The sequence below is a fragment of the Phormidesmis priestleyi BC1401 genome, from assembly GCF_001650195.1.
GTDB lineage: Bacteria > Cyanobacteriota > Cyanobacteriia > Leptolyngbyales > Leptolyngbyaceae > Phormidesmis_A > Phormidesmis_A priestleyi_B.
Genome location: NZ_LXYR01000003.1, coordinates 60038 through 85214, shown reverse-complemented (window position 1 = coordinate 85214; position 25177 = coordinate 60038). Strand labels below are relative to the sequence as shown.

General features: G+C 50.2%; 36 protein-coding genes. 2 read left to right on the top strand and 34 right to left on the bottom strand.

Translation table 11 applies throughout. From position 1 onward, the window contains the following. Positions 1–14 precede the first annotated feature (14 nt). Complete coding sequence (locus A8707_RS02835) at positions 15–2627, top strand: DUF3352 domain-containing protein (RefSeq protein WP_068814929.1); 2613 nt, start codon at positions 15–17, stop codon at positions 2625–2627. A 191-nt stretch (positions 2628–2818) separates the two neighbouring features. On the opposite strand, the gene A8707_RS02830 is transcribed toward A8707_RS02835, so the two are convergent. Further along, positions 2819–3808, bottom strand: a complete 990-nt coding sequence (locus A8707_RS02830) for a hypothetical protein (protein WP_068814928.1) — start codon at positions 3806–3808, stop codon at positions 2819–2821. Positions 3809–4136: 328 nt separating this feature from the next. On the opposite strand from A8707_RS02830, the gene A8707_RS02825 reads away from it, so the two are divergent. Next, complete coding sequence (locus tag A8707_RS02825) at positions 4137–4400, top strand: AbrB/MazE/SpoVT family DNA-binding domain-containing protein (RefSeq protein WP_068814927.1); 264 nt, start codon at positions 4137–4139, stop codon at positions 4398–4400. Positions 4401–4429: 29 nt separating this feature from the next. On the opposite strand, the gene A8707_RS02820 is transcribed toward A8707_RS02825, so the two are convergent. The 33 genes from A8707_RS02820 to rplB form a co-directional block, all read right to left on the bottom strand. Continuing rightward, the gene (locus A8707_RS02820) at positions 4430–6337 is read right to left on the bottom strand and encodes an ABC transporter ATP-binding protein (RefSeq protein ID WP_068814925.1); all 1908 of its coding nucleotides are present in this window, start codon (positions 6335–6337) and stop codon (positions 4430–4432) included. Between the two features lie 129 nt (positions 6338–6466). After that, the gene (locus A8707_RS02815) at positions 6467–7423 is read right to left on the bottom strand and encodes an asparaginase (protein ID WP_068814924.1); all 957 of its coding nucleotides are present in this window, start codon (positions 7421–7423) and stop codon (positions 6467–6469) included. A 42-nt stretch (positions 7424–7465) separates the two neighbouring features. Next, positions 7466–7960 carry a CGLD27 family protein gene (locus tag A8707_RS02810; RefSeq protein ID WP_068814922.1) on the bottom strand — a complete coding sequence of 165 codons (495 nt, stop codon included), beginning with the start codon at positions 7958–7960 and terminating at the stop codon, positions 7466–7468. Positions 7961–8079: 119 nt separating this feature from the next. Further along, positions 8080–8502 (bottom strand): ribosome silencing factor, encoded by a 423-nt coding sequence (gene rsfS, locus A8707_RS02805; protein ID WP_068814920.1) that lies wholly within the window; start codon positions 8500–8502, stop codon positions 8080–8082. Between the two features lie 101 nt (positions 8503–8603). Then, the gene (gene yqeK / locus A8707_RS02800; protein WP_068814915.1) at positions 8604–9236 is read right to left on the bottom strand and encodes a bis(5'-nucleosyl)-tetraphosphatase (symmetrical) YqeK; all 633 of its coding nucleotides are present in this window, start codon (positions 9234–9236) and stop codon (positions 8604–8606) included. Between the two features lie 171 nt (positions 9237–9407). Continuing rightward, positions 9408–10520 (bottom strand): peptide chain release factor 1, encoded by a 1113-nt coding sequence (gene prfA / locus A8707_RS02795; RefSeq protein ID WP_068814913.1) that lies wholly within the window; start codon positions 10518–10520, stop codon positions 9408–9410. A gap of 107 nt (positions 10521–10627) precedes the next feature. Beyond that, complete coding sequence (gene rpmE, locus A8707_RS02790; RefSeq protein ID WP_068814911.1) at positions 10628–10864, bottom strand: 50S ribosomal protein L31; 237 nt, start codon at positions 10862–10864, stop codon at positions 10628–10630. A gap of 79 nt (positions 10865–10943) precedes the next feature. Then, positions 10944–11351 (bottom strand): 30S ribosomal protein S9, encoded by a 408-nt coding sequence (gene rpsI / locus A8707_RS02785; protein ID WP_068814909.1) that lies wholly within the window; start codon positions 11349–11351, stop codon positions 10944–10946. Then, positions 11351–11806, bottom strand: a complete 456-nt coding sequence (gene rplM / locus A8707_RS02780; RefSeq protein WP_068814907.1) for a 50S ribosomal protein L13 — start codon at positions 11804–11806, stop codon at positions 11351–11353. The genes rpsI and rplM overlap by 1 nt, the downstream gene beginning before the upstream one ends. Positions 11807–11866: 60 nt before the next feature. Next, entirely contained in the window at positions 11867–12745 is an 879-nt protein-coding gene (gene truA, locus A8707_RS02775; RefSeq protein ID WP_068814906.1) for a tRNA pseudouridine(38-40) synthase TruA, read from the bottom strand. 11 nt (positions 12746–12756) lie between these two features. Continuing rightward, positions 12757–13107 (bottom strand): 50S ribosomal protein L17, encoded by a 351-nt coding sequence (gene rplQ, locus A8707_RS02770; protein WP_068814904.1) that lies wholly within the window; start codon positions 13105–13107, stop codon positions 12757–12759. 114 nt (positions 13108–13221) lie between these two features. Then, positions 13222–14166 carry a DNA-directed RNA polymerase subunit alpha gene (locus A8707_RS02765; RefSeq protein ID WP_197484591.1) on the bottom strand — a complete coding sequence of 315 codons (945 nt, stop codon included), beginning with the start codon at positions 14164–14166 and terminating at the stop codon, positions 13222–13224. A 126-nt stretch (positions 14167–14292) separates the two neighbouring features. Beyond that, a complete protein-coding gene (rpsK, locus tag A8707_RS02760; protein WP_068814900.1) occupies positions 14293–14688 on the bottom strand; it encodes a 30S ribosomal protein S11 in 396 nt (131 codons plus the stop codon). 101 nt (positions 14689–14789) lie between these two features. Further along, the gene (rpsM, locus tag A8707_RS02755) at positions 14790–15173 is read right to left on the bottom strand and encodes a 30S ribosomal protein S13 (RefSeq protein ID WP_068814898.1); all 384 of its coding nucleotides are present in this window, start codon (positions 15171–15173) and stop codon (positions 14790–14792) included. 96 nt (positions 15174–15269) lie between these two features. Continuing rightward, positions 15270–15383, bottom strand: coding sequence for a 50S ribosomal protein L36 (rpmJ, locus tag A8707_RS26675; RefSeq protein ID WP_073069333.1), 114 nt, complete (start codon positions 15381–15383; stop codon positions 15270–15272). Between the two features lie 105 nt (positions 15384–15488). After that, positions 15489–15716: a translation initiation factor IF-1 gene (gene infA, locus A8707_RS02750; RefSeq protein WP_068814897.1), complete on the bottom strand. Its 228-nt coding sequence runs from the start codon at positions 15714–15716 to the stop codon at positions 15489–15491. A gap of 189 nt (positions 15717–15905) precedes the next feature. Then, positions 15906–16454: an adenylate kinase gene (locus tag A8707_RS02745; RefSeq protein ID WP_068814895.1), complete on the bottom strand. Its 549-nt coding sequence runs from the start codon at positions 16452–16454 to the stop codon at positions 15906–15908. After that, positions 16454–17758 (bottom strand): preprotein translocase subunit SecY, encoded by a 1305-nt coding sequence (secY, locus tag A8707_RS02740; protein ID WP_068814893.1) that lies wholly within the window; start codon positions 17756–17758, stop codon positions 16454–16456. The genes A8707_RS02745 and secY overlap by 1 nt, the downstream gene beginning before the upstream one ends. A 141-nt stretch (positions 17759–17899) precedes the next feature. Continuing rightward, the gene (gene rplO / locus A8707_RS02735) at positions 17900–18376 is read right to left on the bottom strand and encodes a 50S ribosomal protein L15 (protein ID WP_068814892.1); all 477 of its coding nucleotides are present in this window, start codon (positions 18374–18376) and stop codon (positions 17900–17902) included. Between the two features lie 70 nt (positions 18377–18446). Further along, on the bottom strand, positions 18447–18971 hold the full coding sequence (gene rpsE / locus A8707_RS02730; RefSeq protein ID WP_068814890.1) for a 30S ribosomal protein S5: 525 nt from the start codon (positions 18969–18971) through the stop codon (positions 18447–18449). 10 nt (positions 18972–18981) lie between these two features. Beyond that, positions 18982–19344 carry a 50S ribosomal protein L18 gene (gene rplR / locus A8707_RS02725; RefSeq protein ID WP_068814888.1) on the bottom strand — a complete coding sequence of 121 codons (363 nt, stop codon included), beginning with the start codon at positions 19342–19344 and terminating at the stop codon, positions 18982–18984. A 3-nt stretch (positions 19345–19347) separates the two neighbouring features. Next, a complete protein-coding gene (gene rplF / locus A8707_RS02720) occupies positions 19348–19896 on the bottom strand; it encodes a 50S ribosomal protein L6 (protein WP_068814886.1) in 549 nt (182 codons plus the stop codon). Positions 19897–19966: 70 nt separating this feature from the next. Then, positions 19967–20368 carry a 30S ribosomal protein S8 gene (gene rpsH, locus A8707_RS02715; protein WP_068814884.1) on the bottom strand — a complete coding sequence of 134 codons (402 nt, stop codon included), beginning with the start codon at positions 20366–20368 and terminating at the stop codon, positions 19967–19969. Between the two features lie 23 nt (positions 20369–20391). Beyond that, on the bottom strand, positions 20392–20937 hold the full coding sequence (gene rplE, locus A8707_RS02710) for a 50S ribosomal protein L5 (protein WP_068814882.1): 546 nt from the start codon (positions 20935–20937) through the stop codon (positions 20392–20394). Between the two features lie 70 nt (positions 20938–21007). After that, entirely contained in the window at positions 21008–21355 is a 348-nt protein-coding gene (gene rplX, locus A8707_RS02705) for a 50S ribosomal protein L24 (protein WP_068814880.1), read from the bottom strand. Next, positions 21355–21723: a 50S ribosomal protein L14 gene (rplN, locus tag A8707_RS02700; RefSeq protein ID WP_068814878.1), complete on the bottom strand. Its 369-nt coding sequence runs from the start codon at positions 21721–21723 to the stop codon at positions 21355–21357. The genes rplX and rplN overlap by 1 nt, the downstream gene beginning before the upstream one ends. A 17-nt stretch (positions 21724–21740) precedes the next feature. Further along, on the bottom strand, positions 21741–21992 hold the full coding sequence (gene rpsQ / locus A8707_RS02695; RefSeq protein ID WP_068814874.1) for a 30S ribosomal protein S17: 252 nt from the start codon (positions 21990–21992) through the stop codon (positions 21741–21743). Between the two features lie 70 nt (positions 21993–22062). Beyond that, positions 22063–22275 carry a 50S ribosomal protein L29 gene (gene rpmC / locus A8707_RS02690; protein WP_068814871.1) on the bottom strand — a complete coding sequence of 71 codons (213 nt, stop codon included), beginning with the start codon at positions 22273–22275 and terminating at the stop codon, positions 22063–22065. Between the two features lie 3 nt (positions 22276–22278). After that, on the bottom strand, positions 22279–22707 hold the full coding sequence (gene rplP, locus A8707_RS02685) for a 50S ribosomal protein L16 (protein WP_068814869.1): 429 nt from the start codon (positions 22705–22707) through the stop codon (positions 22279–22281). A 64-nt stretch (positions 22708–22771) separates the two neighbouring features. Then, positions 22772–23524, bottom strand: coding sequence for a 30S ribosomal protein S3 (gene rpsC / locus A8707_RS02680; protein WP_068814867.1), 753 nt, complete (start codon positions 23522–23524; stop codon positions 22772–22774). Positions 23525–23570: 46 nt separating this feature from the next. Continuing rightward, entirely contained in the window at positions 23571–23927 is a 357-nt protein-coding gene (gene rplV, locus A8707_RS02675) for a 50S ribosomal protein L22 (protein WP_068814865.1), read from the bottom strand. Positions 23928–24005: 78 nt separating this feature from the next. Next, on the bottom strand, positions 24006–24284 hold the full coding sequence (rpsS, locus tag A8707_RS02670) for a 30S ribosomal protein S19 (protein ID WP_068814863.1): 279 nt from the start codon (positions 24282–24284) through the stop codon (positions 24006–24008). A 23-nt stretch (positions 24285–24307) separates the two neighbouring features. Continuing rightward, entirely contained in the window at positions 24308–25171 is an 864-nt protein-coding gene (gene rplB, locus A8707_RS02665) for a 50S ribosomal protein L2 (RefSeq protein WP_068814861.1), read from the bottom strand. Positions 25172–25177 lie beyond the last annotated feature (6 nt).

Sequence of the window (25177 nt, the reverse complement as noted above, 5' to 3'; positions counted from 1 at the left end):
TCATTTCTATAGTCATGCTGCACCGTCGATTTTTGCTGCCTGCTCTGCCTGCTCTGTCTGCTCTGCTCATTGCTCCTGCTGCGATCGCTCAAACGGCTCCAACATCCTCGTCTGTCGCAGATTTGCTGCCCACTGACACCGCTGGAGTGATCCTGATCAATACCGACGAGAAAACTTGGCAAGGACTCAGCCGCTTTGGGTTATTTCCTGAAGACTTTTCCTTTCCTGGCAGTTTCTACCCGATTCAGGCAGGGATTAACTTTCACACCGACATTCAGCCCTGGCTTGGAAATGAGGTCGCGATCGCGTTTCTCCCTCTCAAATCGAGTCCCGATCGGGCGCTCACCATTGCATCTGTTAAAGACACGACACTGATCCCAAAGTTCTTAGAGCGACTGAAAGCAGCCCGTAAAGATGGGGCGATCGAGCATCAATATAAAGGCATCACGATTTTGGAATGGTTGCCCCCAAAGCCCAAAGCCAAACCCTGCGGTGAAGGTGCTGAGGAAAAACCTTGTCCTGAAGCACGAGTTCGATTGCCGGATGTCAGCAACTCTTTCTCAACGCCTGCAAGCCCTGATCTATTGGCAATTCCCCTTCCTAACTTGCCTTCTCCAGACGAGAAAAGCTCACCATTTGCGCCCAAAGGCTTGGCGATCGCGATTCTTCCGGGCTATGTCGTCACAGCCTTTACAATTCAGCCGATCCAACAATTGATTGATGCTCAAGCAGAGGGCAAACTCGCCGCGAATCCCTTGTTTCAGCGCACGATTCGGCAATCGTCTGAAGGAACTGCAAAGCAAATCTTGATCACCGGATATGGAGATTACGTTCAAATTCTGACCGCCGCGACTGCGTTTAATCAAGCTCAAATCAATGCGCTGCCTCCTGGGTTTCCCGCTCCTCCCAAATTTGACCCTAAAAAGCTAGATGTTTTGAGTCGCTATTATGACGTGGTGGATGGCTCTGTCTGGGCGCAGCCTGACGGACTTCATATCCAAAGCGGAGTTCACTTTAAAAAACCGTTGCCTCCAGCATTGCTGACTTCAATGGTGACTCGAAATCAGCTTTTAGAACGGCTTCCAGAAGTGAGTTATGTTGCGTCTAATGGTCAAAACTTAGCCATGTTTTGGCAAGCCTTAACCACTGGATTAGCCGCCGACCCCGCGACTAAAAAAGGATTAGATCAGTTTCGTCAATTTAGCCAAACGCTGGTGGGCATCGACGATCGAGACCTCTTCCCCTGGATGAACGGTGAGATTGCAACGTTTATGTATCCGACTCGTCAAGGCTTCCTTCCAGCCGCGCTTCCTAATCTCGATTTAGGGTTTGGCTTGATGATTCAAACGCGCGATCGTCCTGCTGCCGAAGCTGCTCTCAGCAAACTCGATCAATTCGCTCGTACTCGCATTGGCAAAGATGTGGTCAACACTCGCAAAATCCAGGGGCAAACCGTGACGACCTGGGATGCCACTGCTAACCGTAAACCTCTGAGCTTTCTATCTCATGGCTGGATTGATGACGATACGGTTTTGATCTTGGGTGGTGGCGGAGCGATTACAGAATTCAGTCCTAAACCGTCTCGATCGCTGCCTCAATCTGCCAACTTTAAAGCCGCGATCGCGCCTTTCTCAAATGCCAACTTGGGCTATTCGTATGTAAATGGCGGAGCGATGATGTCGTTGATTAACACCTCGATCGTCCCCTTCTTTGCACGTACAAGACTCCCCGATTCCATCAGCACGCCTTTGAGCAGCATTCGCAGCATTAGCGGAGCCAGTTCAGTGACTCCTGAAAAAATCCAGTCTGAAGGCTTTATGGCATTGGCGACGACTCGCACCGCTCCTCTAACAGCAAGCGAACTGATTGAATTAGGGCAACAGAAACTAGATGAGGAAAAAGTGGATGGAGCGATCGCTAACTTTACTCGCGCAATTAGACTAGACCCCAATAACGCTGACGCTTACTCTAAAAGAGCAGACGCGCGCCTCGATGATGCTGCTGCGGGCGCATTTGACGACTACACGCAAGCACTGCGAATTGATTCTAAGAACATCAATGCTTATTCGGGGCGATCGATCATTAAAGAACAACGCTTTGATTATGACGGAGCGCGTCAAGACCTTGATCAAGCCATCCAATTAGAGTCAGACAACTCCGATTTTTATGTGAGACGCTCAAAGATTCGCACAGTGCAGGAAGACTATAAAGGCGCGATCGCCGATGCCACGCAATCAATTCGAATTGAGCCTGAGAGCGCCAAAGGTTACGCTGCCCGGTGTTATTCTCACGTTCGTATCAGTGACTTTAAAGCAGCACTCGCCGATTGTGATAAAGCGATTCAAATCTCCACTAAGTTGACGGCTGCGGTTGACACTGTGATCAACAATGTCTGTCATAGTCGAGCGAATGTGGATGATAAAAAAGCGATCGAAGACTGCGATCGAGCCTTAGAACTTGACCCCGAATCCTCAGATGTTTACGAAAATCGAGGACTTGCCCACGCTGCATTAGACAACAAAAAAGCGGCGTTAGCAGACTTACAAAAGGCGGCTGAGATCTTTGAGCAGATAGGAGACACAGTGAGTCAGCAGCGCGTTGAGAAGGAGATTGCGAAGTTGGGCTAACGCATGTTTTAGGAGTCCGATCGTTTCATCATTAAACACCTCTGCATCACGCAGAGAAGAATCTTGCGATCGCTAACGGTTCGGGTCAGCAGTTTCTAGGGTATTTGAATTCAACCCAAGCGGCTTGACCAAAGCCGCTTGGGTTGAATTGTTAGGAGGTGGCATGTACTCAAGACTACTTTGTATACAGACTACTTTGTAGATTTGCGAAACACTTTACGAAAAACTGCAATACGCTTCAATCCTCTATACAAAGTAACAATATCAAAATCCCCTGTCGCTGGCGTTTGTCTAGGAGCAGGGATATTACTTGAGATTGGACTTCGGAACTGAACATTACTTATATACTTTGCAGCCTCACCATCAAGCCATGCAGTAGACGTATCAAAAATAGCTGTTGATGTATATAACCTTTCAGTAATTTTGCAGAAGTTTAGTAATTGTTTTGACTTAATAGTAGTCGGTGGCTTGAATGTGTCTCTCTTCAAAGTAAAAAGATCATGAATTCCCAGAAAAACTTTAATTGAGTTTATAACGAGAGCCTGAATTATTTTACCGTTTAACTGAGAAATATTAACAGGGATTAGAACAATTTCCTTATTTCGGCATTCATTTATCTTAAATAAATCTTTTTCTTGAGTCTTTAGATCAGTATAGTGATGTTCTCCTTGAAATTCAAAGCCTAGTTTGAAATTTTCAAAAAATACGTCTATCTCTAGAACCGCTGAAGTCTTAGGATTAATGAGGAATGGAGGATTTGCTTGCAGTTCTCTATCTATCTCATTGATAGTTGCAGTAATGAAGAGATCTAGATACAAAACAAATAAAGTTTCTCCATAGGACGCACATCCTCCATCATAATTACTCTTTCGTTTTGCCTCTAAATAATTGATTAGATACTCATTAAGTACAGCCTTGTATTCAAGGAAGTCAAAGACAGGTGCCTTTTTCTGTCTCATATCTTCTATAAATCCTGCTATGAGCCTACCTAGTCGTGAGGCTTCTGCGATGGAGTTTTCAGAACCATACTCTTTGCGTGTTAGTGAACGAGTTTTACGGGTTAAATTAGTAAACTTCTGCTGAAATTTTGAGTAGTAGTCTGCGCTTGCTACAGAATCCAAATAGTGCTGATTTCGATTTTTGATGATCGCAGTTATTCGATTGCGCTGCGGTTTATCCATGCCAATTAACTCGTATACCCGTTCAGGGAGCGCTCTAGAAATTATCTTAACGCCAACACAGTTTATGTTGAGCTATCGTATAGTCGAAAGCTGAGCCGTCTAACTTGTTTTTAGAGAGAAAGTTTATGCATATCATCCCAAATCAGGTAGATAGACGGAATCTTTCTGCATATTTTCAGATTTAGTATGGCTGTCGGCGATCGCCCCGTCATTCCCCATGCTTTGATGACTGCACTCAATTGACGTGAGCCTAATTCCTGGCTTCGCTGGTCGATCGCCTCATTTGTAGCAACAATGTAATTACATTTGTTTTTGCGATGATCTCACCATGAGCGCAAGCATTAGAACTCGAATCGTTAGAATTGGCAACTCTCAAGGAATTTGTATTCCCAAAACCCTCCTAGAGCAAAGCGGGATTTTTTCAGACGTTGAGATCGAAGTGCAAGGCGATCAGCTTATTATTCGTGCCGCAGCCCTACAGTTACGAAATGGCTGGGACATTGCATTTTCCTCAATGGCAACCCAACGCGACGACATCCTTCTTGATGAAGCAAGTACAACCGATTGGGATCAGGCAGAGTGGGAGTGGTAGCAAGCGATTTGATGTTTTTCTGATTAACACTACGCAGAAATTTCGCGTTGTTGTTGGCGTTCGCGAATCCGATCGAGCGTCCCAACCGGAATAGCAGAAATTAATTGACGCGTGTAGGCTTGCTGCGGATGGCGATAAATATTCTCAGCCGTGCCGACTTCCTCGATTTTGCCGCGATTCATCACAACGATGCGATCGCTCATAAACTTCACCACACTCAAATCGTGAGAAATGAAGATATAGGTCAGTCCAAACTCAGATTGCAGTTCTTTGAGCAGATTGAGAACTTGTGCCTGAACCGAAACATCCAGGGCAGAAACCGACTCGTCGCAGATGATAAATTTGGGGTTGAGAGCCAGCGATCGGGCAATGCAAACTCGCTGTCTCTGACCGCCCGAAAACTCGTGAGGATAGCGCTTCATCAAATCAGGATCGAGTCCCACTCGCTGCAACAGATACACCGCTCGTTCTTGATGTTGTTTGCCCTTACTGCGACCGAAAATTTGCAGCGGCTCCATTACCGCTTCGCCAATGTTGAGGCGCGGATCAAGAGAGCTATAGGGATTTTGAAAGATGATTTGTGCTTCTCGTCGCAACTGTCGAATCTGCTTTGACGGCAGCGATAGAATGTCTTTTCCTTCAAATAAAACTCTTCCTTGCTTCGCTTCAATCAGCCGCAGCAGAGTTCGTGCCAGCGTTGTTTTTCCACAGCCCGACTCACCCACCAATCCCAACGTCTCACCGGGATACACGTCAAACGAGACATCGTTGACCGCCATCACATAGCGCTTGGTTTGCCCAAAGATTCCCCGCACCGGAAAGGCAACCTGAAGATTTTGAACCGAGACGATCGGCGGCTTTTTTTGAAGCTCCTGCAAGCGAAAATTAAATTCGACCTCGCTGATTTCCTCGGCACTTCGCAGCGCTGCATTCACGTCCTGCTGTTTGGCTTCGATCAAGGTTTCGCCCGTTGGCAGTCTAAACACTTCCATGAAGTCTGAGACGGTGGGCAGATAGCGAAGGCGACGATCGGGCTGAGGGCGACAGGTCAACAATCCTTTTGTGTAAGGATGTTGGGGATTAGAGAAGATGTCTAAAACCGAGCCACATTCGACGATTTTGCCTTCATACATTACGGCAACCTGATCCGCAATCTCCGCAATCAAGCTCAAATCGTGCGTGATAAACATCATGCCCATGCCGCGTCGATCGCGCAGTTCTCGCAGCAAATCCAAGATGGTAGCCTGCACGGTGACATCGAGCGCGGTGGTCGGCTCATCCGCAATCAGCAGTGTGGGGTTGCAGGAAATCGCCATCGCGATCATCACACGCTGAATCTGTCCGCCCGAAAGCTCGTGAGGATAGCGATCGAGCATCGCCAATTTCTGTCGATTAATCTGACGATCGATCACGACTCCGCTAGGCTGCGTTCCGTTTGGATAAAACTCTTCTAGAAAACGGCGTTTAAGCTCCTCGTCTGATGGCAGCAGTTGCACTTCTTGTAAGAGTGAAACGGCTCTGCGCTGTGCCTCAGATTCAGAAATCTTTTGGTGTAGACGAATTGCCTCCGTCAGTTGAAACCCGCACGTATAGACCGGGTTGAGCGAACTCATCGGCTCCTGAAAGATCATCGACAGCCGATCGCCGCGATAGTTTTGCAACTGCTTGGTCGGAACCCGCAGCAGATCAACAGGTTCTCCGATCGTCTCAGCATCTCTAAACCAGATTTCGCCCCCTGTCACTCGACCTGGGGGATTGGGCACTAACCCCATCACTGCTAGCGACGTGACCGATTTTCCTGAACCCGATTCTCCGACAATTCCCAGCGTTTGCCCCCGCTTCACCTGAAAAGAGATGCCGTCAACCGCCTTCACCGTTCGGGTATCGGTTTTAAACTGCACATGAAGGTCACGAACGTCTAGGATAATCTCACTCATAGGTGGCAAGAGCGCAGTTAGCGGGTTGTAATCTGAATTACGTGGATCTTAACAAGGGTTGCGAGATCACGATCGCGCCTAAGTCACCTGTCATCACTTGTTTGTCATTTGTTCCTGACCAATGACGCTCTAAAGCATCGACAGTTCGCCTACGACATCCAGACGTTTGTAGCGCCCGATCGTGAGGTATGTTTCTGACAGCGCTTCGGCAACCGAGGGCGTAATCCAGCCCATTTGTTTGAGAACGTGAATGGCGATCGCATATTTCGCCCGCTTCGCTCCATCTGCTACCTTGATCGCTAACCCCAAACCTTCGCCCACTCGTCCCACACATTGGATTCCTTCAGCACCCGATTTGCTGACAATCTCGCCTTCCGTCAAGCGCATCAGTTCCGTGTCAAATTCGCCATCGCCTGACACCATGATCGGGTGGTGCGTCATTGCTCGTGAAATGCGCTCCATGTCTAGGCTGTTGCCCGATGCAAGTTGGGCATAGAGCCAAGCCATCTGCCGTAGCTGCATAAAATAGGTCGGCGCGCCGCAGTCGTCTTTTGCCACAATAAATTCTGCGCCCGGAATCTTCAATAGCTCGGCAATCTTCGCCAAAATCAACTGCTGAATCGGGTGATTGGCTTGAAGATATGTGTTGAGCGGCAGCCCACGCTGCTGACAGACGGCTAACATTCCGGCGTGTTTGCCAGAGCAGTTATCTTGCAGCGGACTCTGTTTACCGATTGGAGTAGGACACTGCACCGCACCCGGGTCGATGTCTGCTCTCCAAAGAATGTTAAACACTTGTCTGACTTGATGAATCGATCCTTTGTGAGAACTACAGATAATCGCCAGATCTCGATCGGTCAACCCATAGCGCTCCAAGGTTCCAGTCGTCGTAACTGCCAATGCCTGAAATGGTTTCAGCGCAGAACGGGCAAACGTTGCCGTTTCCGCATCCCCCGCCATTAATAGAATGCGACCGCGATCGTCACAAATCGCCGCCTGAGCATGATGCACAGACTCTACAATTCCTTCGCGCAAGAGCCTGACTTCAAGCTCTGCTGATGCGTGAGTTCTTCTTCCCCTTGTCATGTGTAGAACTTTATCATTAGAGGGAGACCAGGTAGAAAAAATTTATAAAGACCACCAAGCTACACTGCCGACGCAGAACGCCAGACCTACCATTTGAAACGTGCGGCTAAGGCGTTGCAAAATAGGTTCGACTTGATAGCTCACAATCAGTCTATCTTGAGTCAAGACCTCTGCGGGCTTTTCCCACGTTTGCCCGTCATACCAGCCCGATTCTTCATAAAAAACGGTGGTGTTGAGCAGACGAGTCTTGACATAGCGCCACCCTAAATAGAGGCGCAGCAGCGCTAGCGCAGGAATGACGCTGGCTCCGGCTGCTGCTAATAACGCAAATTGAGTCAGGTGTTTAGCGGGCGAAAAACTCACCGCCGCAACCGGACCTGCAATCAACCAGCTCAAACCCCAGAGCACGACGATCGGTTTGACATAAGCAAACAGACTAAGGGTCGCCCACCGGAAAAACCAGGACTCTTTGAGGTCTTGATATTCGTTAATCGGTCTCTGTTCTAAAGGGACTGGGCAAACGACGGATGAGTTCATAGCCAAGCCGAGAAGTTGAATCTATCCGTCAGTATAAAAGAGTTTTGAGCTTTGAGGGTTACGTTTTGGGTCACTTGAGACGGGGTGTGACGACGGTTTGCTTAAAACTCAACGCTTCTCTAACGGGCTATCTCTGCATAAGTCATGCGGGGTGCGTGTCCCCAAAAGGCTTCCAGGTCATAGCGCTCTCGCTCTTGGGGCATCAAAACATGGATGATGACATCGCCATAGTCTTCGAGCACCCACGTTCCTTCTGACACGCCTTCTGAACGCAAGGGTCTGCGATTCATTTTCTCAAGAATTTTGTCTTCGATCGAAGTCGCGATCGCCCGAACCTGCACTTTAGAAAAGCCCGTGATCACCACAAAATAATCTGCCAAAACCGTCACTTCGCCGACTTTCATCAGAGTGATTTCTTCTCCTTTACGATCGTCGGCAGCTTCAGCAGCCAGCATTGCTAGCTGGTAGCTACGATCGTCGGATGCAGTTTGAGTAGTGTTAGAAAAGGCAGAAAGCATTTGCTCTTGGGTGAAATCTGTCATGAATCGTTAAGTTCCTGATGGGTGATTGTGGTTGAGAAAGAGCTGCGAGCGCGTAAACTCATCGCTATAGGGGCGGCGGCATTGGCGTAAAGTCCAAACCGTTAATATTTTCTAGGACTGCGTTTGAGAACTCTTTGTAAAAACCAGTTGCGCGTCAAAACAGTGCGCGGATGAATGGGATGACGAGACTCTAATAAATGTCTCAATGAGCAATCAGCCGATCGCCAAACGGCTTGATCTAAATCTCGCCGACTGAGCTGCCGTAATTCTTCTAACTCAGGGCTATTGCCACGTCCGGGTTCTAACCCGTCTGCCAGATAAACGACACAGCTTAAAGGACTCATCCCCGGACTGCCCAACGTGTGATCTCGAATTGCCTGCAAGACTTCTGGGTCGTGAACGCCAAACTCATCTCTTGCCATGATCGCGCCCACTTGGGCGTGCAGCAAATGCGGGTTTGTGATGTCTACCGAGTCAAGCGTTAACCCTTCCTTTTCTGCCATCTGCAGCAGTCTCAGCGGCTTAAAAAATTTTGCTAAATCGTGCATCAATCCAGCTTGGGCAGCTTTTTCTGTATCTAACTCATGGCAGTTTGCCAGGTCGATCGCCATCTCTTCCACGCGCAAAATATGTCGCACCCTAGCTTCGGGGACATTTGCTTTTAGCCACCTCAGAATGACCTCGCGTCGATCGCGATGTTTGGGTGGCGTTAATGGGTTTAAAGATTGAGACACAGTAGAAGTCAGAAAACTCCTGGATTTGCTGTTCTCATTTTAGCGTACTAGACTCGATCGCTTCAGTGAGCATTACATCTCTAATTATTCTGCTCGATAGAAACCTCAGCCACCGTTCTTTGCTTTGACTTCTTGTATTGCCTGATCCACAGCATTTCTTTAGTCTTGAACTTAGGCAACTGACGCTTGCTCACCGCTCTCGGCTGCCAGCGCTTCCAGTCGCTCCTGCTGGTCTTGAGAAATGCAGCTTTGAATCAGCGTCTCTACATCGCCTTCTAAAAGCGATGCTAATGGGAAGTTCTGACCTAAACGATGGTCGGTGATGCGATTGTCTTTGTAGTTGTAGGTGCGAATCTTTTCCGATCGTGACCCCGTTCCAACCTGCGATCGCCGCATTGATGTGACGGCTTCATGCTGTTCTCGCAGTTTGATTTCGTAGAGTTTTGCCCGCAGAATTTGCATCGCTCGTTCGCGGTTTTGAAGCTGTGATCGCTCTTCGGTGCAAAAAATCCGAATCCCGGTTGGCTTGTGCATTAAGTCAACGGCAGTCTCGACTTTGTTGACGTTCTGACCGCCTGCACCGCCCGATCGAGCCGTGGTCAATTCAATATCTTTAGGGTCAATGTGGACTTCTACTTCATCGACTTCGGGCATGATTGCCACGGTCGCTGTCGAGGTGTGAACCCGCCCCGATGCTTCAGTCAGAGGAACCCGTTGAACTCGATGCACCCCCGCCTCGAATTTGAGTTTGCTGTAGACCCGATCGCCCTGAATTTCTAGCACAACTTCTTTAAAGCCGCCCATGTCCGCTAGAGATTCGCTGACCAGCTTGACTCGCCAGCCTTGACGCTCGGCATATCGAGAATAAAGCCGCAGCAGATCTCCTGCCCAGATGCTGGCTTCATCACCACCTGTGCCCGCCCGAATCTCCAACATGATGTTTCGTTCATCGTTGGGATCGCTCGGAAGCAGCAGAACTTTGAGTCGTGATTCTAACGTATTCGACTTGTCCTGAAGTTCGCTAGCCTCAAGCGATGCCATTTCTTGTAGTTCAGGATCGTTGCCCGCCTCTCTTAGAATTTGGCGGGCACCTGCTAGATCCTGTTGAGTTTTCCGCCAGTTTGCATAGGTGTCAACGACTTCTTCCAGTGAAGAACGCATTTTTGCCACCCGTTGAAACTCAGGCGGATCTCTGGCGATGTCTGGATCGCCAAGTCGTCGCGTTAACTCGTTAAAGGTTTGTTCGACCGAATTTAACTTTGCTAACAGATATGCTTCAGCCATAAGACAACACAAAAAATAGGGTTTGCAGCTAGGTTCCAATCCGTTGCACGAGCGCCAAGATTGGAAGACATTAATTTTGGAACTGAATCCAAAATCACCTAGCTGCCCTATTTCTTGTCGTCGGTTGTCTGGGTTTCGTCTACCATGCCATACTTCCGCATAAAGCGTTCCACACGACCTTCGGTGTCAATGATCTTCTGGGTACCCGTAAAAAATGGGTGATTTCCAGACCACACATCCACGGTGAGTTGAGGCTTTGTAGACCCGATCGTCATGACAACTTCACCGTTGCAGTAGACTTTGGCTTCGGGATACCACTTGGGATGAATATCAGGTTTAGGCATTGAGAGTCTCCGTTGCTATATTAATTTTAACACTTTGGTCAGGGAGTCATCAGCGATCAACTCCCAGTGGATAACACCACTAGCGCTTCGAGAACTGAGGAGCTTTACGAGCTTTCCGCAGACCGTATTTCTTCCGCTCTTTAGCACGAGGGTCACGAGTCAGATAGCCTTCGGTTTTGAGAGGCTTACGATTTTCAGGGTCGAGTTGGCAAAGCGCACGCGCCACACCCAGACGAATGGCATCCGCTTGTCCGGTCAAACCGCCTCCGTGAGCGTTGACGAGAATGTCATACTCGCCTTCCAGTCCCAACGTTTCGAGAGGAGCTTTGGCTGCCGACAAATATTCTGGATTGAATTGGAGATACAGATCCCCAGGCTTGCCGTTGACAGTGATTTGACCTTCACCGGGAACGAGGCGAACCCGTGCTACCGCAGATTTACGGCGACCTGTGCCTAGATAGACGACGCGACCTTCAGTGGCTTGCATTAGTTAGCTCCTTTCGGGATGGTGTTGATTTCGAGAACTTGAGGCTTTTGAGCCGCGTGAGGATGATTGGGACCTGCATAGACGTTCATCTTAGTGAACAGTTGGCGACCCAACGAATTCTTCGGCAACATTCCTTTGACGGCTTGTTCGATAATGCGCTCAGGGATGCGCGCTTGCAGTTTCTCAAAAGTCTCGGTCTTCATACCACCGGGGCGACCAGAGTTACGACGGTAGAGTTTCTGACTGCGCTTTTTGCCCGTCACTTCAATCTTTTCGGCATTGATGATGATCACAAAATCGCCCGTATCCATTGAAGGAGTGTAGGTCGGCTTTCGCTTGCCGCGCAGAATCATCGCAACTTCAGTCGCGAGCCGTCCGAGTCGCTGATCGGTCGCATCTACAACGTACCAATTACGCTCTAGAGTCGCTTGAGGGGGGAGATAGGTTTTTTCCATGACAGTGTTTCGGTAAAGGGTTAGGCGGTTCTAGAAGAACCTGACTGGGCGATCGCTTAACTAACTCAAGCAATATTCAGGAGCCGTCTCAGAGGAATGTTTCTCTGGGGTTATCGCAGTGGGTAAGACAAACTTGGGTTGAGTGTCATACCAAAGTTCGGGCGGAAAGGGCGATTCAGGATAGCCCACGCGCAGCAGACACAAGCCTTGAGGAGGTGCTGCATATTTCACTTCGTCTCGTCGCTGTGCCGTCCAGAGTTGAGTGAAGTCATCGGGCGATCGCTCTCCTCGTCCAACCTGCACCAGCAAGCCAACTAAGAGCCGCATCATTCCATAGAGAAACCCGCTGGACTGCACTTCGATCGTCAGGAGTGATCCTTGACGCTGACACTCTGCCGCCTGAATGTCTACCCAAGAGTGCGGACGAGTCGAACCTGCCCGGTGAAACGCTGCCATGTGATGCCGCCCCATCATTGGGTCGAGTGCCGCCTGAATCAGCGTTTCGTCCAAGGGTGCGTGATAGTAATGCCACGCAAAGGGGCAGACAAACAAGTTGGGACGCGCTTCCGTAAATAAGGTGTAACGGTAACGTCGCCATGCGGCAGAAAATCGAGCGTGCCAGGTTGAATCGACCAACGCAGAAGCCCGAATTAAGATATCGTTTGGCAACCGCGAGTTCAAAACGTCTGCCCAGCGATGTGCCGGAATCAAGGTTTCTGCATCAAAATGAGCCACTTGAGCGGCTGCGTGAACTCCAGCATCGGTTCTTCCTGCCGCGTGGATTACCACAGGGCGGTTAAGCACCGATCGCAGCGCTGTCTCGATCTCTTCCTGCACCGTGCGTTGATTTGGCTGCCGTTGCCACCCATGAAAATGAGTGCCCAGGTATTGAATAACCAGGGCAACCCGTTGAGTGGATTGTGATTCAGCAGCCAGCATGGTAGAAGAAATCAGGTTAACTCAATGATTGCCATCGCAGCGTTATCGCCGCGACGAGGAACAGTGCGAAGAATACGAGTATAGCCACCTTGACGATCGGCGTATCGCTGAGGCGCTTGCTCAAACAACGCATGAACGAGTTGCTTGTCGAAAATGTATCCCATCGCTTGACGACGAGCAGACAGAGAGCCATCTTTGGCGAGAGTAATCATTTTCTCAGCTTCCGATCGGAGAGCCTGAGCGCGAACCTTGGTCGTTTTAATCCGACCGTTGCGAATCAGCTCAGTGGTCAAGGCTCTCAAGAGCGCTCGACGCTGATCCGCAGGTTTGCCTAGCATTGGAACTTTACAACGGTGCCGCATAGCTTTAAGGGAGGGGGTCAGTTACAAGAGTTGGGACATCAGTGTCCGCGAGGAAAGTCGCCATCGTGTAGATAGGGATGCTCACATTGAACGTCCCTACTCACAAATCGTGAACTAACTGGGCTTAGAAGACTTCTCCATCGGTAGGGTAATTCCTAAGCGTTGCTGAAGGGCTTCAACCACTTCTTCGGCAGATTTCTGACCGAAATTCTTTATTTCGAGCAGGTCTTCCTGAGTATAGTCGAGCAGGTCAGCGACAGAATTGATTTGCGCCCGCTTGAGACAGTTATAGGCACGAACCGAGAGTTGAAGTTCCTCGATCGGAATCTGGCTCTCAGGACCCTCGTCACCCGTAAAGTCATCATCCACTGGCTCAGAGGGGATGTCTTTGAGTGGGTTAAACATGTCTACAAGCATCGTTGCCGCTTGACTCAACGCCTCCTGAGGAGTCAAACTGCCGTTCGTCGAAATCTCCATAATCAGACGGTCTTTCTCTAAAAAACCACCTGCTCTGGATTCAACACTGTAGTTCACCTTGCGGACAGGCATGAAAACAGAGTCAATTTGGAGAAAATCGAGCGCCGCCGCGTCTTCACGAGCTTTGTCAACCGTCCGATAGCCTTTGCCTTTCTCGATTCTGAACTCCATCTCCAACGTTGAGTTAGGAGCTAACGTCGCGATGTATTGATCGGGATCAACTAGCTCGACATCAGTGGGCAAATCGAACTGCTCTGCGGTCACGGTCGCTGGACCTTGCACGAGCAACCGTCCAATCTGAGGCTGAGAAGAATGGCTCCTAAAAACCAGCTTCTTCATGTTCAGCATGATGTCGAGTACGTCTTCTCTCACCCCTGGAATCGTAGCGAACTCATGGCTGACACCCGCAATCCGCACTGCTGTCACGGCTGCTCCTTCTAGATTAGAGAGCAACACGCGCCGCAGAGCATTCCCGACAGTGGTTCCTTGACCACGCACGAGGGGTTCCAGAACAAATTTACTGTATTGGCTCTGGTCTTTGTCCGTAGTGGACTCTACACATTCAACCTGAAACTGTGCCACGGAGTGACCTCCTTCTCCTTCTCGCTGAGGGCGACTTACCCTCATTTGACTCTGAAATCACATCTTGCTGCTTGATGCTAAAAGACATCTTGCAGCGCTCATCACTCACTACAGAAATTCGCGCAGCTATACCCGACGGCGCTTGGGTGGGCGACAACCATTGTGAGGAATAGGAGTCACGTCACGAATCAGGGTGATTTCCAATCCAGAGCCTTGCAGCGCCCGAATTGCCGTTTCACGTCCTGCTCCGGGTCCGCTGACCATGACCTCACATTGGCGCATCCCTTGATCCATCGCACGACGGGCTGCACTCTCAGCCGCCGTTTGAGCTGCGAAAGGAGTTCCTTTTTTTGCGCCCTTGAATCCACTGGAGCCAGCCGATGCCCAAGACACAACCTCACCACCTGTGTCAGAGATGGTGACGATCGTGTTGTTAAACGTAGATGAAATGTATGCTACCCCGCTCGGTATATTTTTCTTTTGCTTACGGGGTCCGGTCTTTCTGGTTGGTTGTCTCGCCATGTCTAAACTCTAGATCTAAGGTTCTAAATCAATGTGTGACTAAGCTGGCAACCTGCCTGAACACGAGTCTCAAGCGCAACTACACAGTTGCCAGGGATTAACTACTTCTTACCGGGTGCCTTCTTCTTACCTGCAACGGTACGACGACCTCCGCGACGAGTCCGAGCGTTGGTGCGAGTTCGCTGTCCGCGCACGGGCAAGCCTAAACGATGACGACGACCTCGATAGGTGCCAATGTCCATCAATCGCTTGATGTTCATGTTTTCTACACGTCTCAAGTCGCCTTCAACCTGATAGCCACTCTCAACGGCTTCTCTGAGAGTCGAAACATCTGCCTCGCTCAAATCTTTGACGCGGGTATCAGGGTTTACGCCCGTTTTGGCGATCACCTCTTTTGCCCGGGTCAATCCAATTCCGTAAATGTAAGTTAGACCAATCTCGACGCGCTTATCGCGGGGAAGGTCTACTCCGGCAATCCGTGCCACGCTTCTCTCTCCCTAACTTGAACTGCTTGAGGATGTTTATAATTACACAGAATCTCAGCCAAAGAAGCCCTCTTCCTCTCTGACCAACTACTTGATCTAGCCCTGGCGCTGTTTATGCTTAGGGTTTTCACAAATCACCATGACGCGACCCCGACGGCGGATGACGCGGCACTTTTCACAAATCTTCTTAACGGATGCTCGAACTTTCATGCCCTAACCTGGCAACACTACAACAAACACAGTATCCTAACAATTTTTTATAGGAGTTGTCAAAGATATCATTCTATGACTGGGTTTAAACGGCTTTTGTGAACCCTACTTCTTATTTCTCAGACGATAGGTAATTCTACCCTTTGTCAGGTCATAAGGAGTGAGTTCAACTTTGACTCGATCGCCTGGAAGAATCTTGATGTAGTTCCGACGAATCTTCCCTGAAATGTGTGCCAAAACGTTGAATCCGTTATCAAGGTCAACGCGAAACATCGCATTCGGCAAGGAATCAATGACGGTTCCTTCCATTTCGATCAGATCTTGCTTAGACAAACTTGAGCGCCTCCAATACTGTGAATAATTTCAGAAGTCAACAGAACCTAAGCGGGTTTTTGTCCGCTTCTTTGAGTTTAGATCATTAAATTTGTTTTTAACCTCCTAAACACAGTTTGCTAATCTCAATCTGTGGTAAGGGTGTATCACAAATAATTGTCTGCTCAAAGAGTCTGACAGAATCATTGGCTAAATGACCTGACTGAGGTATGTGGCTACATCTTCCATTGATTGGTTGCCGTCGATCGAGGTCAGCTTCTCACGCGTCTGATAGTAATCAATCAGGGGTACGGTTTGCTCCCGATAAACTTCTAGGCGGCGACGAATTACATCTTCGTGGTCATCTTTGCGACCTCGACTAAACATTCGCTCAACCAGTGCCTCGTCGGGAACATCGAAATTGACGACTCGATCACAACTCTGATTGAGTTCTGTGAGCAGTCCATCAAGCGAGTCTGCTTGAACAACGGTGCGCGGATATCCATCTAGAATCCAACCAGGTTTGGCATCAGGTTGTCCTAATCGCTCTCGAATCAAATCGATCACGAGTTGATCTGGAACCAGTTCACCCCGATCCATATAGCCTTTGGCTTTGATGCCCAGAGCCGTCTGCTCGGAAACGGCTGCCCGCAGAATGTCCCCCGTTGAAATGTGAGGAATATGATGCGAGTCAGCTAACACTTTCGCTTGAGTTCCTTTGCCTGCCCCTGGTGGTCCTAGAAAGATTAATCGCGTCACTATTGTTTCACCATTCCTTCATAGCGTTGCGAGATCACGTAGGTCTGAATCTGTTTTGCGGTGTCGATCGCAACACCCACCAAAATCAGCAGCGACGTAGCTCCAAAGCCTTGAAAGGTCGGAACTCGCGTTGCAGTTTCGACAAATGTCGGCACGATCGCCACAATGCCCAAGAAAATCGCACCCAAAAACGTCAACCGATTCAAGACGCGTTCAATGTACTCAGTCGTTGCCTTTCCGGGACGGATGCCTGGAATACTCGCTCCCATCTTCTTCAGGTTCTTTGACATCTCATCGGGTTGAACCACCAAAGACGCATAAAAGTAGCTGAAGAAAAGAATCAGGACAAGATAAAAAACACTGTGCTGCCAGGAGGTAGGACCCAGATAGGTGCTGATGAACTGACTGATCGAGGCATTCTGGAATGCTTGAGCGACTAGAGCAGGAAGCGTCAGAACAGTGGAGGCGAAAATAATTGGCATCACACCGCCTTGATTAAGACGCAGCGGCAGATAGCTGCTTTTTTCCAAATAAGTCCGACGACCCACTTGACGACGAGCAGAAATAATCGGAATTCGGCGACTCCCTTCTTGTACGAAGACAATACCAACGACCATTGCTAGAAAGACAATTAGCAGAATTACGACTCCACCGACCACGTTGCGATCGCCGCTCTGCGCCAGCTCAAAGGTCTTACCCAATGACTTAGGCAGCGTCGAGACGATGTTGAGAAAAATCAGCAGAGAAGCTCCGTTGCCGATCCCTCGCTCGGTGATTAGCTCGCCCACCCACATCACAAACATTGAGCCTGCGGTTAAGGCAAGCACCGTTTCAGTAATGAAAAGCGGACCTGGATCTGAAGCAAACGGACGGAGTAACCCGATCGTTAGCATCAAACTCTGAACCACTGCCCATCCCCCTGCCACGTATCTTGTGATTTGGGAAATTTTGCGCCGTCCAGCTTCGCCCTCATTCTTCTGCAAATCTTCTAGCGCTGGAATCGCGGCGGTTAGCAGTTGCAAAATAATCGAGGCGTTAATAAAGGGAAGAATGCCTAACGCAAAAATCCCCAACGTTCCTAAACCGCCCCCAGCGAATAAGTCAACAAAACTCAAGGCTGAGTTGCCTTGAATATTGGCGGCAAACGCGGCGCGATCGATGCCTGGAAGTGGAATATAGATGCCCAGACGAACCAGAACCAGTAAGCCGATGGTCAACAGCAAACGCCCTCGCAGTCCGGCGGCTTGAGCCATCTGAACAAAGGTTTCCTGCGCGGTTGGAGCTTTATCTCGACTAACGACCATAAAGGGATACCTCTTACATACACTTGAAGTGGTTTTTCACAATCACCCATCGACAGGTGCCACAGACTGCAAATCACCTTCTCTCACAGCGAAGGACGACGTTCACATATCCGTTCAGATGGCTCATCACAGACCCTAAATCTACGCTTTAGCGCGATGCCAAGTCGGTTTTCCAGCCAGCACTTCACACGTTCCACCTGCCGCCTCAATTTTAGCGCGGGCACCTTTTGTAAACACGGTTGCTTGAACGGTCAATTTCACCGACAGATCGCCATCGCCCAAAATCTTGAGCGGACCATCATCAGTTGTGACAATTCCAGCGTCCATCAGTGAAGACAAATTCGCTTCAGTATTGGCGGGAAGAGATGCCAAATCACCGACGTTCAAAATCGTGAAATGCTTCCGATTGATGACGGTGAAATAGCTTAATTTAGGCAATCGGCGATAGAGAGGCGTTTGACCCCCCTCAAAACCGGGGCGAGTCGGACGACCCGATCGAGACTTCTGACCCCGCATCCCGAAGCCGCCGCTTGCGCCTTGTCCTGCCGCAATACCTCGACCAATTCGGCGCTTGCGCTTGGTTGAGCCTTCTTGAGGCACAGCATCTTCTAATCTCATAATTCGTTGCTCTTAGTAAGGACTACTCAAGAAGTAGGTGAACCGTAAAGACTCGCGATTCACCCATTGCTCAAGTTGCGTAGAGATTTTCGATCGGAACGCCCCGCTCTTCTGCCACATCAGCAAAGGTGCGGAGGTTATCTAACGCGCTGACCGCAGCCCGCGCATTGTTGAGCGGGTTGCCAGAACCGAGCTGCTTCGCCAAGATATTCTTGACACCCGCCAGTTCGAGAACGGTGCGAACCGCTCCCCCAGCGATGACTCCGGTACCCGGAGCGGCGGGGCGCATCATTACTTTTGCACCACCGCCTGCACCTTGAGCCGGGTGAGGAATGGAATTCGATTTGGTTAGAGGCACTTCAACGAGGTGCTTTTTGCCATCTGCCACGCCTTTCTTGACCGCGCCGATCACATCACTGGCTTTGCCGACACCCACGCCGACTTGACCCTTTTCGTTCCCGACGACGACGATCGCGCGGAAGCTGAGTTTTTTACCGCCCTTAACCACCTTGGTCACCCGACGGATTTGCACGACCCGCTCTTGCCAGTCTGATTTCTCTTCGCGAGGCTTGTTACTCTTACGACCTTTTGCCATGTTGTTTCTCCTAGAAGTCTAGACCAGCTTCGCGGGCAGCTTCGGCTAGCGATTTTACCCGTCCGTGATAGAGGTTGCCCCCGCGATCGAAGACCACTTTTTGAATGCCCTTAGCGATCGCCCGTTGAGCCACCAACTTGCCGACTTCGGTCGAAGCCTCGCAGTTAGAACCTGACTCAACCCGCCCTTTGATTTCTGGCTCAGTGGTCGAAGCAGAAACTAAGGTGTGTTGACTGGTATCGTCAATCACCTGGACATAAATGTGTTGGTTAGAGCGAAACACCGCGAGACGAGGACGCTCTGAGGTTCCGGTAACGGTGCGACGAACCCGTGCGTGACGACGACGGGTTGATTCTCGACGAGTCATTTTCATGATCTATTTCTTCCCTTTACCACCAGTCTTGCCAACCTTGCGTCTGACGACTTCGCCAGCATATCGAATGCCCTTACCTTTGTAGGGTTCAGGAGGACGTACCGCCCGAATTTTGGCGGCAGTGTTTCCAACAATTTCTTTATCGATGCCGCTGACAGTCACGTTAGTGTTGCCTTCAACCGCGACCTGAATTCCTTCGGGTGGGGCAATATCTACAGGTTTGCTGTAGCCCACATTGAGAATTAGGTTTCGCCCTTGAACTTGGGCACGATAACCGACACCCTGAATTTCGAGCTTTCGCTGGAATCCGGTAGAGACCCCTTCAACCATGTTGGCAACGAGGGTGCGGCATAAACCATGACGTTGACGAGCTGCGCGAGAATCATCTCGCTGCTTGACCTCGATCGTCGTTCCATCTTGCTCGACGATCACTTCGGGCGGCAAAACTCTAGAGAGTTCGCCCTTAGGACCTTTGACTGAAACGTGTTGCCCATCAAGGGTGACCGTCACCGTTGCGGGAACATCAATAATGCGCTTACCAATCCGAGACATAACTGATCACCTTTTTTGAATAGAAGCTGTTCGCTGTGAGCCAGTCAACAGCAACGACTAATATCCAGACTCACCAGACATAACAAAGGACTTCGCCGCCGACTCCGGTGCGCCGAGCTTCGCGATCGGTCATGATGCCGCTGGATGTCGAGACGATCGCAATGCCGATGCCGCCTAATACACGAGGCAGTTCTTTGCGGTTTGCGTAAACTCGCAGTCCAGGTTTGCTGACTCGCTTGAGGGCAGTGATAATCGGCTTGCGACTTTTGCCCCGATATTTGAGACTCAGCACGAGATGACGCTCAACGCCTTCTCCCGCTTCTTCATGGTCAGCAATAAAGCCTTCTGCTTTAAGAACATTGGCAATGCTGCGCGTCATCTTGGTCGATGGCACTTTGGTCGTTTGGTGTCTTGCTAGGCTTGCATTTCGGATGCGAGTCAGCATATCTGAAATTGTGTCGTTAACCGCCATAGTTCCCTCTTAATGAAACTGCATCAGTTGTCCCGGAATGGCATGCCCAGTTCTTTAAGCAGGGCGCGACCTTCTTCGTCGGAGTTTGCAGTGGTAATGATTGAAATGTCCATCCCGCGAATCTGATCGATGCTGTCATATTCGATCTCCGGGAAGATCAACTGCTCTCTCAGACCTAGCGTGTAGTTGCCTCGTCCGTCGAAGCTCTTGGGGCTGATGCCTCTAAAGTCACGAATGCGAGGCAGCGAAAGATTGATCAACCGATCGAGAAAGGTAAACATGCGATCGCCGCGCAGAGTTACCATCACGCCAACGGGCATTCCTTCGCGGATTTTGAAGCCCGCGATCGCCTTCTTGGCGCGGGTCACAACAGGTTTCTGCCCGGTGATCGTCGCAATCTCGTTGATCGAAGCTTCCAGCGCTTTCGCATTTTGTGAGGCTTCACCGAGTCCTCGGTTGATCGTGATTTTTGCCACTTTCGGAACCTGATGAAGGTTCGTGTAACTGAACTGCTCCGTCAGCTTCGGAACGATCGTTTCTTGATAGATGCCTTTTAATCGTTGAGCCATAGTTTGGGTTCCTCTTCCCTGGGCTTGGTCAGGGGCTAGTGGATTGTTGAAACGCAGAGTAGTGCGTCTCTTAGTCAATGATCTCGCCCGTCTTTTTTAGCATCCGAACTTTCTTACCGTCGGTGTTAACGGTGTAGCAGATGCGGCTTGCCACTTTCTGCTTTTCGGAGTAAACCATGACGTTTGAGCTATGAATCGGGGCTTCTTGGGTGACAATTTGACCCGATTCGCCTTCTTGCTGAGGTTTGACGTGTTTGGTGCGAACATTTACGCCCTTGACCACGACTTTGCTCAACTTAGGAAGGGTTTGCAGGATTTCGCCAATCTTGCCTTTGTCACTGCCCGCGATAATCTTCACGGTGTCGCCTTTCTTGACGTGCATCTTGTGACGCACGACTTCTTTTTGAACCCTTGCCATTACAGAACCTCCGGAGCGAGGGAAACGATTTTGGTAAAGTTTTTGTCGCGCAATTCACGAGCAACGGGACCAAATACCCGCGTACCTCTGGGGTTGCCGTCCTGGTTTATGAGCACGGCTGCGTTGTCGTCAAACCGAATGCTCATGCCACTATCACGCCGCATGGTGTGTCGAGTTCGCACAATTACCGCACGCACTACATCGGATTTTTTGACCGCCATGTTGGGAAGGGCATCCTTCACCACGGCAATGATCACGTCACCGACTCCGCCATAGCGACGATTGCCGCCGCCGATGACTCGGATACACATCAGCTTTCGAGCGCCGCTGTTATCCGCCACATTCAAATAACTTTCTTGTTGAATCACGTCTAAGTCCCTCGCATTTAACCTTTAGAGGCAGTACCCAGGATTTCGGACACGACCCAACGCTTGGTGCGGCTGAGAGGTCGGGTTTCCTGAATACGGACACGATCGCCCGTTTTGCACTTGTTTTCTTCATCGTGCGCTTTATAGCGCTGGGTGTTGACGACAATTTTGCCGTATTTAGGGTGGGCGGATCGGTTCTCGATCGCCACGACAATGGTTTTGTCCATCTTGTCGCTGACCACTACACCAACTCTTTCTTTGACTGCCATTGCGATTTACTCCGGTAAAAAAGGATGAAACAAAAAGGTGAATTTAGAACCAGATCTTGAGTTCAGCCCTTTAGTCTTCAGTCTTTTTCAACTGCCGCTCTCGCTCAACAGTCAGCAGTTGAGACAACTGATGGCGTGTGTGCTTGAACAGGTGAGGCTTTTCTAATTGGCGAGTGCCTTTTTGCATTCTCAGTGTAAAAAGCTGCTTTTTGACGGCAACAATTTGATCTGCCAATTCTTGGTCGCCTAGATTTCTGGCTTCTTCGATCTTAGGAAGAGGCATAGGTTAAGACTCCTCCGTGGTTTGGGCTTGACGGGCAATAAACTTCGTCTTGATAGGCAGTTTGAATGCCGCGAGACGCATGGCTTCACGAGCAATTTCTTCGGTCACGCCTGCAATCTCAAACATGATGCGACCTGGCTTGACGACTGCGACCCAAAACTCAGGCGCACCTTTACCTGAACCCATTCGGGTTTCGGCGGGGCGCATTGTGACAGGCTTGTCAGGAAAGACGCGAATCCAGATTTTGCCACCCCGACGAATGTAGCGAGTCATTGCACGACGACTGGCTTCGATTTGACGAGAGGTAATCCAGGACGGCTCTAGAGCCTGTAGACCGAAATCTCCAAAGTTGAGATCGCTGCCGCGAGAAGCCATTCCTCTCATGCGACCGCGCTGCTGTTTGCGGAATTTAGTTCTTCTTGGGCTTAACATGACTCGATACCAATTAAATTCAGGAGTCAGGAGTCAGGAGTCAGGAGGATTAATCCTGCATCCTTTATCCTTCGTTCGATCGGTCTTCAAATTGTTGACGACGACGCTGTTGACGACGACGCGGTTGGTTAGAAGGTGGAGCGGCATCAATGAGTTCTTGACCGGGAATAATTTCACCCTTGAAGACCCAAATTTTGATACCCAAAATCCCGTAGATCGTTTGAGCGGTGACATAAGCGTAATCAATGTCGGCTCTCAGCGTGTGCAGAGGAACTCGACCTTCACGAGTCCATTCAGGACGCGCGATTTCAGCCCCGTTTAGACGACCGCTGACCTGAATTTTGATGCCTTCAACGCCCGCCCGTTGAGCGCGTTGAATCGCTTGACGAACGACGCGGCGGAATGAAACCCGACGCTCTAGCTGTTCGGCAATATATTCACCGATCAGTGCAGCATCGGCATCGACGCGAGCTACTTCGACGACATTGACGCGAATCTGACGATCGCTACTTCCCAATGCCTCTTGAAGTCCCAAACGCAGAGTCTCGATCCCGGCACCGCCGCGACCGACAATCACACCAGGGCGAGACGTGCGAATTTCGAGATCAATCTGATCAGCTTTACGCTCAATCCGAATCTCAGAAATTCCGGGCTTTTTGAGGTTGTCAAGATTTTTGGGATTCTTAGCGAAAAACTCGCGAATCTTGAAATCTTCTTTCAACAGTTCAGGGTAGCGGCTGGTGTCGGCATACCACCGAGAGCGGTGATCTTTGATGATCCCTAGCCGAAACCCAGTTGGATTAATTTTCTGTCCCACGAATGCGTTCCTCTGAGATAAAGCAGTTTAAGTAGGAATAACTGAACTAGGATTCGACTCCGGGAGCCACTGCCACCGTGATGTGACACGTCGGCTTGCGAATTTGGTAAGCGCGACCCTGTGCTCGTGGTCTAAACCGCTTTAGCGAAGGACCTTGATCGGCAAACGCTTGGCTGACCACCAAACCTGACCGATCCATGCCCCCGTTGTGTTCAGCATTTGCCGCCGCCGATCGCAGCACTTTGAGTACAGGCTCACAGGCGCGATAGGGCATGAATTCTAGAATAATCAGTGCCTCCCGGTAAGACAGCCCTCGAATTTGGTCGAGAACTCGGCGCACCTTGTGAGGAGACATGCGGATGTAACGTGCGATCGCTTTAACTTCAGTCGTATCAGTAGCCATAGTTTTCTCCTTGACGGGCGAGGGGCGAGGGACTGAGCATCAGACTTTCATCCGTCATCCCTCGCGCTGCCCTTTCTCCTATCGACGTGCTTTCTTATCGCTACCTGCGTGTCCCCGGAACGTCCGAGTCGGGGCAAATTCGCCGAGTTTGTGACCGACCATTTGCTCAGAGACATAGACGGGAACGTGCTGACGACCGTTGTGAACGGCGATCGTGTGTCCAATCATCTGGGGCAAAATCGTCGAAGCCCGTGACCAGGTTTTGATGACTTGCTTGTCACCTCTGGCGTTGAGCGCTTCGACTTTGCTCATGAGATGGTCAGCAACAAAGGGACCTTTTTTGAGTGAACGTGCCATGTTAGGTTTCTCCCTAAGTCAAATTACGATTCCCGTCCGCCGCGTCCACGTTTCGAGGACTTACGACGACGACGCACAATAAACGCGCCGCTCAGTTTCTTCTTGTTGCGGGTTTTGCGCCCCAAGGTTGGCTTACCCCAAGGGGTGACCGGACCAGAGCGCCCGATCGGTGCTCGTCCCTCTCCACCACCGTGCGGGTGATCCACTGGGTTCATGACGCTACCGCGCACTTGAGGACGACGACCTTTGTGACGGGTGCGCCCTGCTTTACCCAAATTGATGTTTCTCGCTTCGAGGTTGCCGACTTGCCCGATCGTGGCGTAACAGTCTTTACGAATCAGCCGCACTTCCGTCGAAGGCAGTTTCAGCGTGACGTAATCGCCTTCTTTTGCGGCAACTTGAGCTGCTGCACCTGCTGCCCGGACGATCTGACCGCCTTTGCCAGGAACGAGTTCAACGTTGTGCACGATCGTACCGAGGGGAATCTTTTCGAGGGGCAATGCGTTGCCAATCTCGATCGGAGCATCGGGACCTGAGCGAATCACGGTGCCGACTTTCAGGGTGTTGGGGTGAAGAATATAACGCTTCTCGCCATCCGCGTAGAACAGTAGTGCTAAACGCGCATTGCGGTTGGGGTCGTACTCGATCGCCGCCACCCGTGCAGGAATGTTTAGCTTGTCGCGACGAAAATCGATGATGCGGTAGAGACGTTTGTGACCGCCGCCCCGGTGACGACAGGTAATTACGCCTCGGTTGTTGCGTCCTTTATCCCGGTGCTTGGTCGTGGTTAAAGACTTTTCTGGCTCGGTCTTGGTGATCTCGCTAAAGTCAGAAACGCTACGCTGACGGCTGCCAGGGGTCAAGGGTCGATAAATTCGGATGCCCATAATTTG

Bases quoted from the DNA above. Each gene is read 5' to 3' on its own strand.
- rpmE (WP_068814911.1), bottom strand. From the start codon at position 10,864: ATGCCTAAACCTGATATTCATCCCAAGTGGTATCCCGAAGCCAAAGTC.
- rpsI (WP_068814909.1), bottom strand. From the start codon at position 11,351: ATGCAAGCCACTGAAGGTCGCGTCGTCTATCTAGGCACAGGTCGCCGT.
- A8707_RS02830 (WP_068814928.1), bottom strand. From the start codon at position 3,808: ATGGATAAACCGCAGCGCAATCGAATAACTGCGATCATCAAAAATCGA.
- A8707_RS02810 (WP_068814922.1), bottom strand. From the start codon at position 7,960: ATGAACTCATCCGTCGTTTGCCCAGTCCCTTTAGAACAGAGACCGATT.
- rpsK (WP_068814900.1), bottom strand. From the start codon at position 14,688: ATGGCGAGACAACCAACCAGAAAGACCGGACCCCGTAAGCAAAAGAAA.
- rplQ (WP_068814904.1), bottom strand. From the start codon at position 13,107: ATGCGGCACCGTTGTAAAGTTCCAATGCTAGGCAAACCTGCGGATCAG.
- prfA (WP_068814913.1), bottom strand. From the start codon at position 10,520: ATGGCTGAAGCATATCTGTTAGCAAAGTTAAATTCGGTCGAACAAACC.
- rpsE (WP_068814890.1), bottom strand. From the start codon at position 18,971: ATGGCAAAAGGTCGTAAGAGTAACAAGCCTCGCGAAGAGAAATCAGAC.
- rplE (WP_068814882.1), bottom strand. From the start codon at position 20,937: ATGGCTCAACGATTAAAAGGCATCTATCAAGAAACGATCGTTCCGAAG.
- rsfS (WP_068814920.1), bottom strand. From the start codon at position 8,502: ATGACAGATTTCACCCAAGAGCAAATGCTTTCTGCCTTTTCTAACACT.
- A8707_RS02820 (WP_068814925.1), bottom strand. From the start codon at position 6,337: ATGAGTGAGATTATCCTAGACGTTCGTGACCTTCATGTGCAGTTTAAA.
- rplB (WP_068814861.1), bottom strand. From the start codon at position 25,171: ATGGGCATCCGAATTTATCGACCCTTGACCCCTGGCAGCCGTCAGCGT.
- A8707_RS02825 (WP_068814927.1), top strand. From the start codon at position 4,137: ATGAGCGCAAGCATTAGAACTCGAATCGTTAGAATTGGCAACTCTCAA.
- truA (WP_068814906.1), bottom strand. From the start codon at position 12,745: ATGCTGGCTGCTGAATCACAATCCACTCAACGGGTTGCCCTGGTTATT.
- rplP (WP_068814869.1), bottom strand. From the start codon at position 22,707: ATGTTAAGCCCAAGAAGAACTAAATTCCGCAAACAGCAGCGCGGTCGC.
- A8707_RS02815 (WP_068814924.1), bottom strand. From the start codon at position 7,423: ATGACAAGGGGAAGAAGAACTCACGCATCAGCAGAGCTTGAAGTCAGG.
- rplV (WP_068814865.1), bottom strand. From the start codon at position 23,927: ATGGCTACTGATACGACTGAAGTTAAAGCGATCGCACGTTACATCCGC.
- rplF (WP_068814886.1), bottom strand. From the start codon at position 19,896: ATGTCTCGGATTGGTAAGCGCATTATTGATGTTCCCGCAACGGTGACG.
- rpsH (WP_068814884.1), bottom strand. From the start codon at position 20,368: ATGGCGGTTAACGACACAATTTCAGATATGCTGACTCGCATCCGAAAT.
- rplR (WP_068814888.1), bottom strand. From the start codon at position 19,344: ATGAAAATGACTCGTCGAGAATCAACCCGTCGTCGTCACGCACGGGTT.
- rplX (WP_068814880.1), bottom strand. From the start codon at position 21,355: ATGGCAAGGGTTCAAAAAGAAGTCGTGCGTCACAAGATGCACGTCAAG.
- rpmJ (WP_073069333.1), bottom strand. From the start codon at position 15,383: ATGAAAGTTCGAGCATCCGTTAAGAAGATTTGTGAAAAGTGCCGCGTC.
- rpsQ (WP_068814874.1), bottom strand. From the start codon at position 21,992: ATGGCAGTCAAAGAAAGAGTTGGTGTAGTGGTCAGCGACAAGATGGAC.
- rpmC (WP_068814871.1), bottom strand. From the start codon at position 22,275: ATGCCTCTTCCTAAGATCGAAGAAGCCAGAAATCTAGGCGACCAAGAA.
- rpsS (WP_068814863.1), bottom strand. From the start codon at position 24,284: ATGGCACGTTCACTCAAAAAAGGTCCCTTTGTTGCTGACCATCTCATG.
- A8707_RS02835 (WP_068814929.1), top strand. From the start codon at position 15: ATGCTGCACCGTCGATTTTTGCTGCCTGCTCTGCCTGCTCTGTCTGCT.
- rplO (WP_068814892.1), bottom strand. From the start codon at position 18,376: ATGAGATTAGAAGATGCTGTGCCTCAAGAAGGCTCAACCAAGCGCAAG.
- secY (WP_068814893.1), bottom strand. From the start codon at position 17,758: ATGGTCGTTAGTCGAGATAAAGCTCCAACCGCGCAGGAAACCTTTGTT.
- rplM (WP_068814907.1), bottom strand. From the start codon at position 11,806: ATGGAAAAAACCTATCTCCCCCCTCAAGCGACTCTAGAGCGTAATTGG.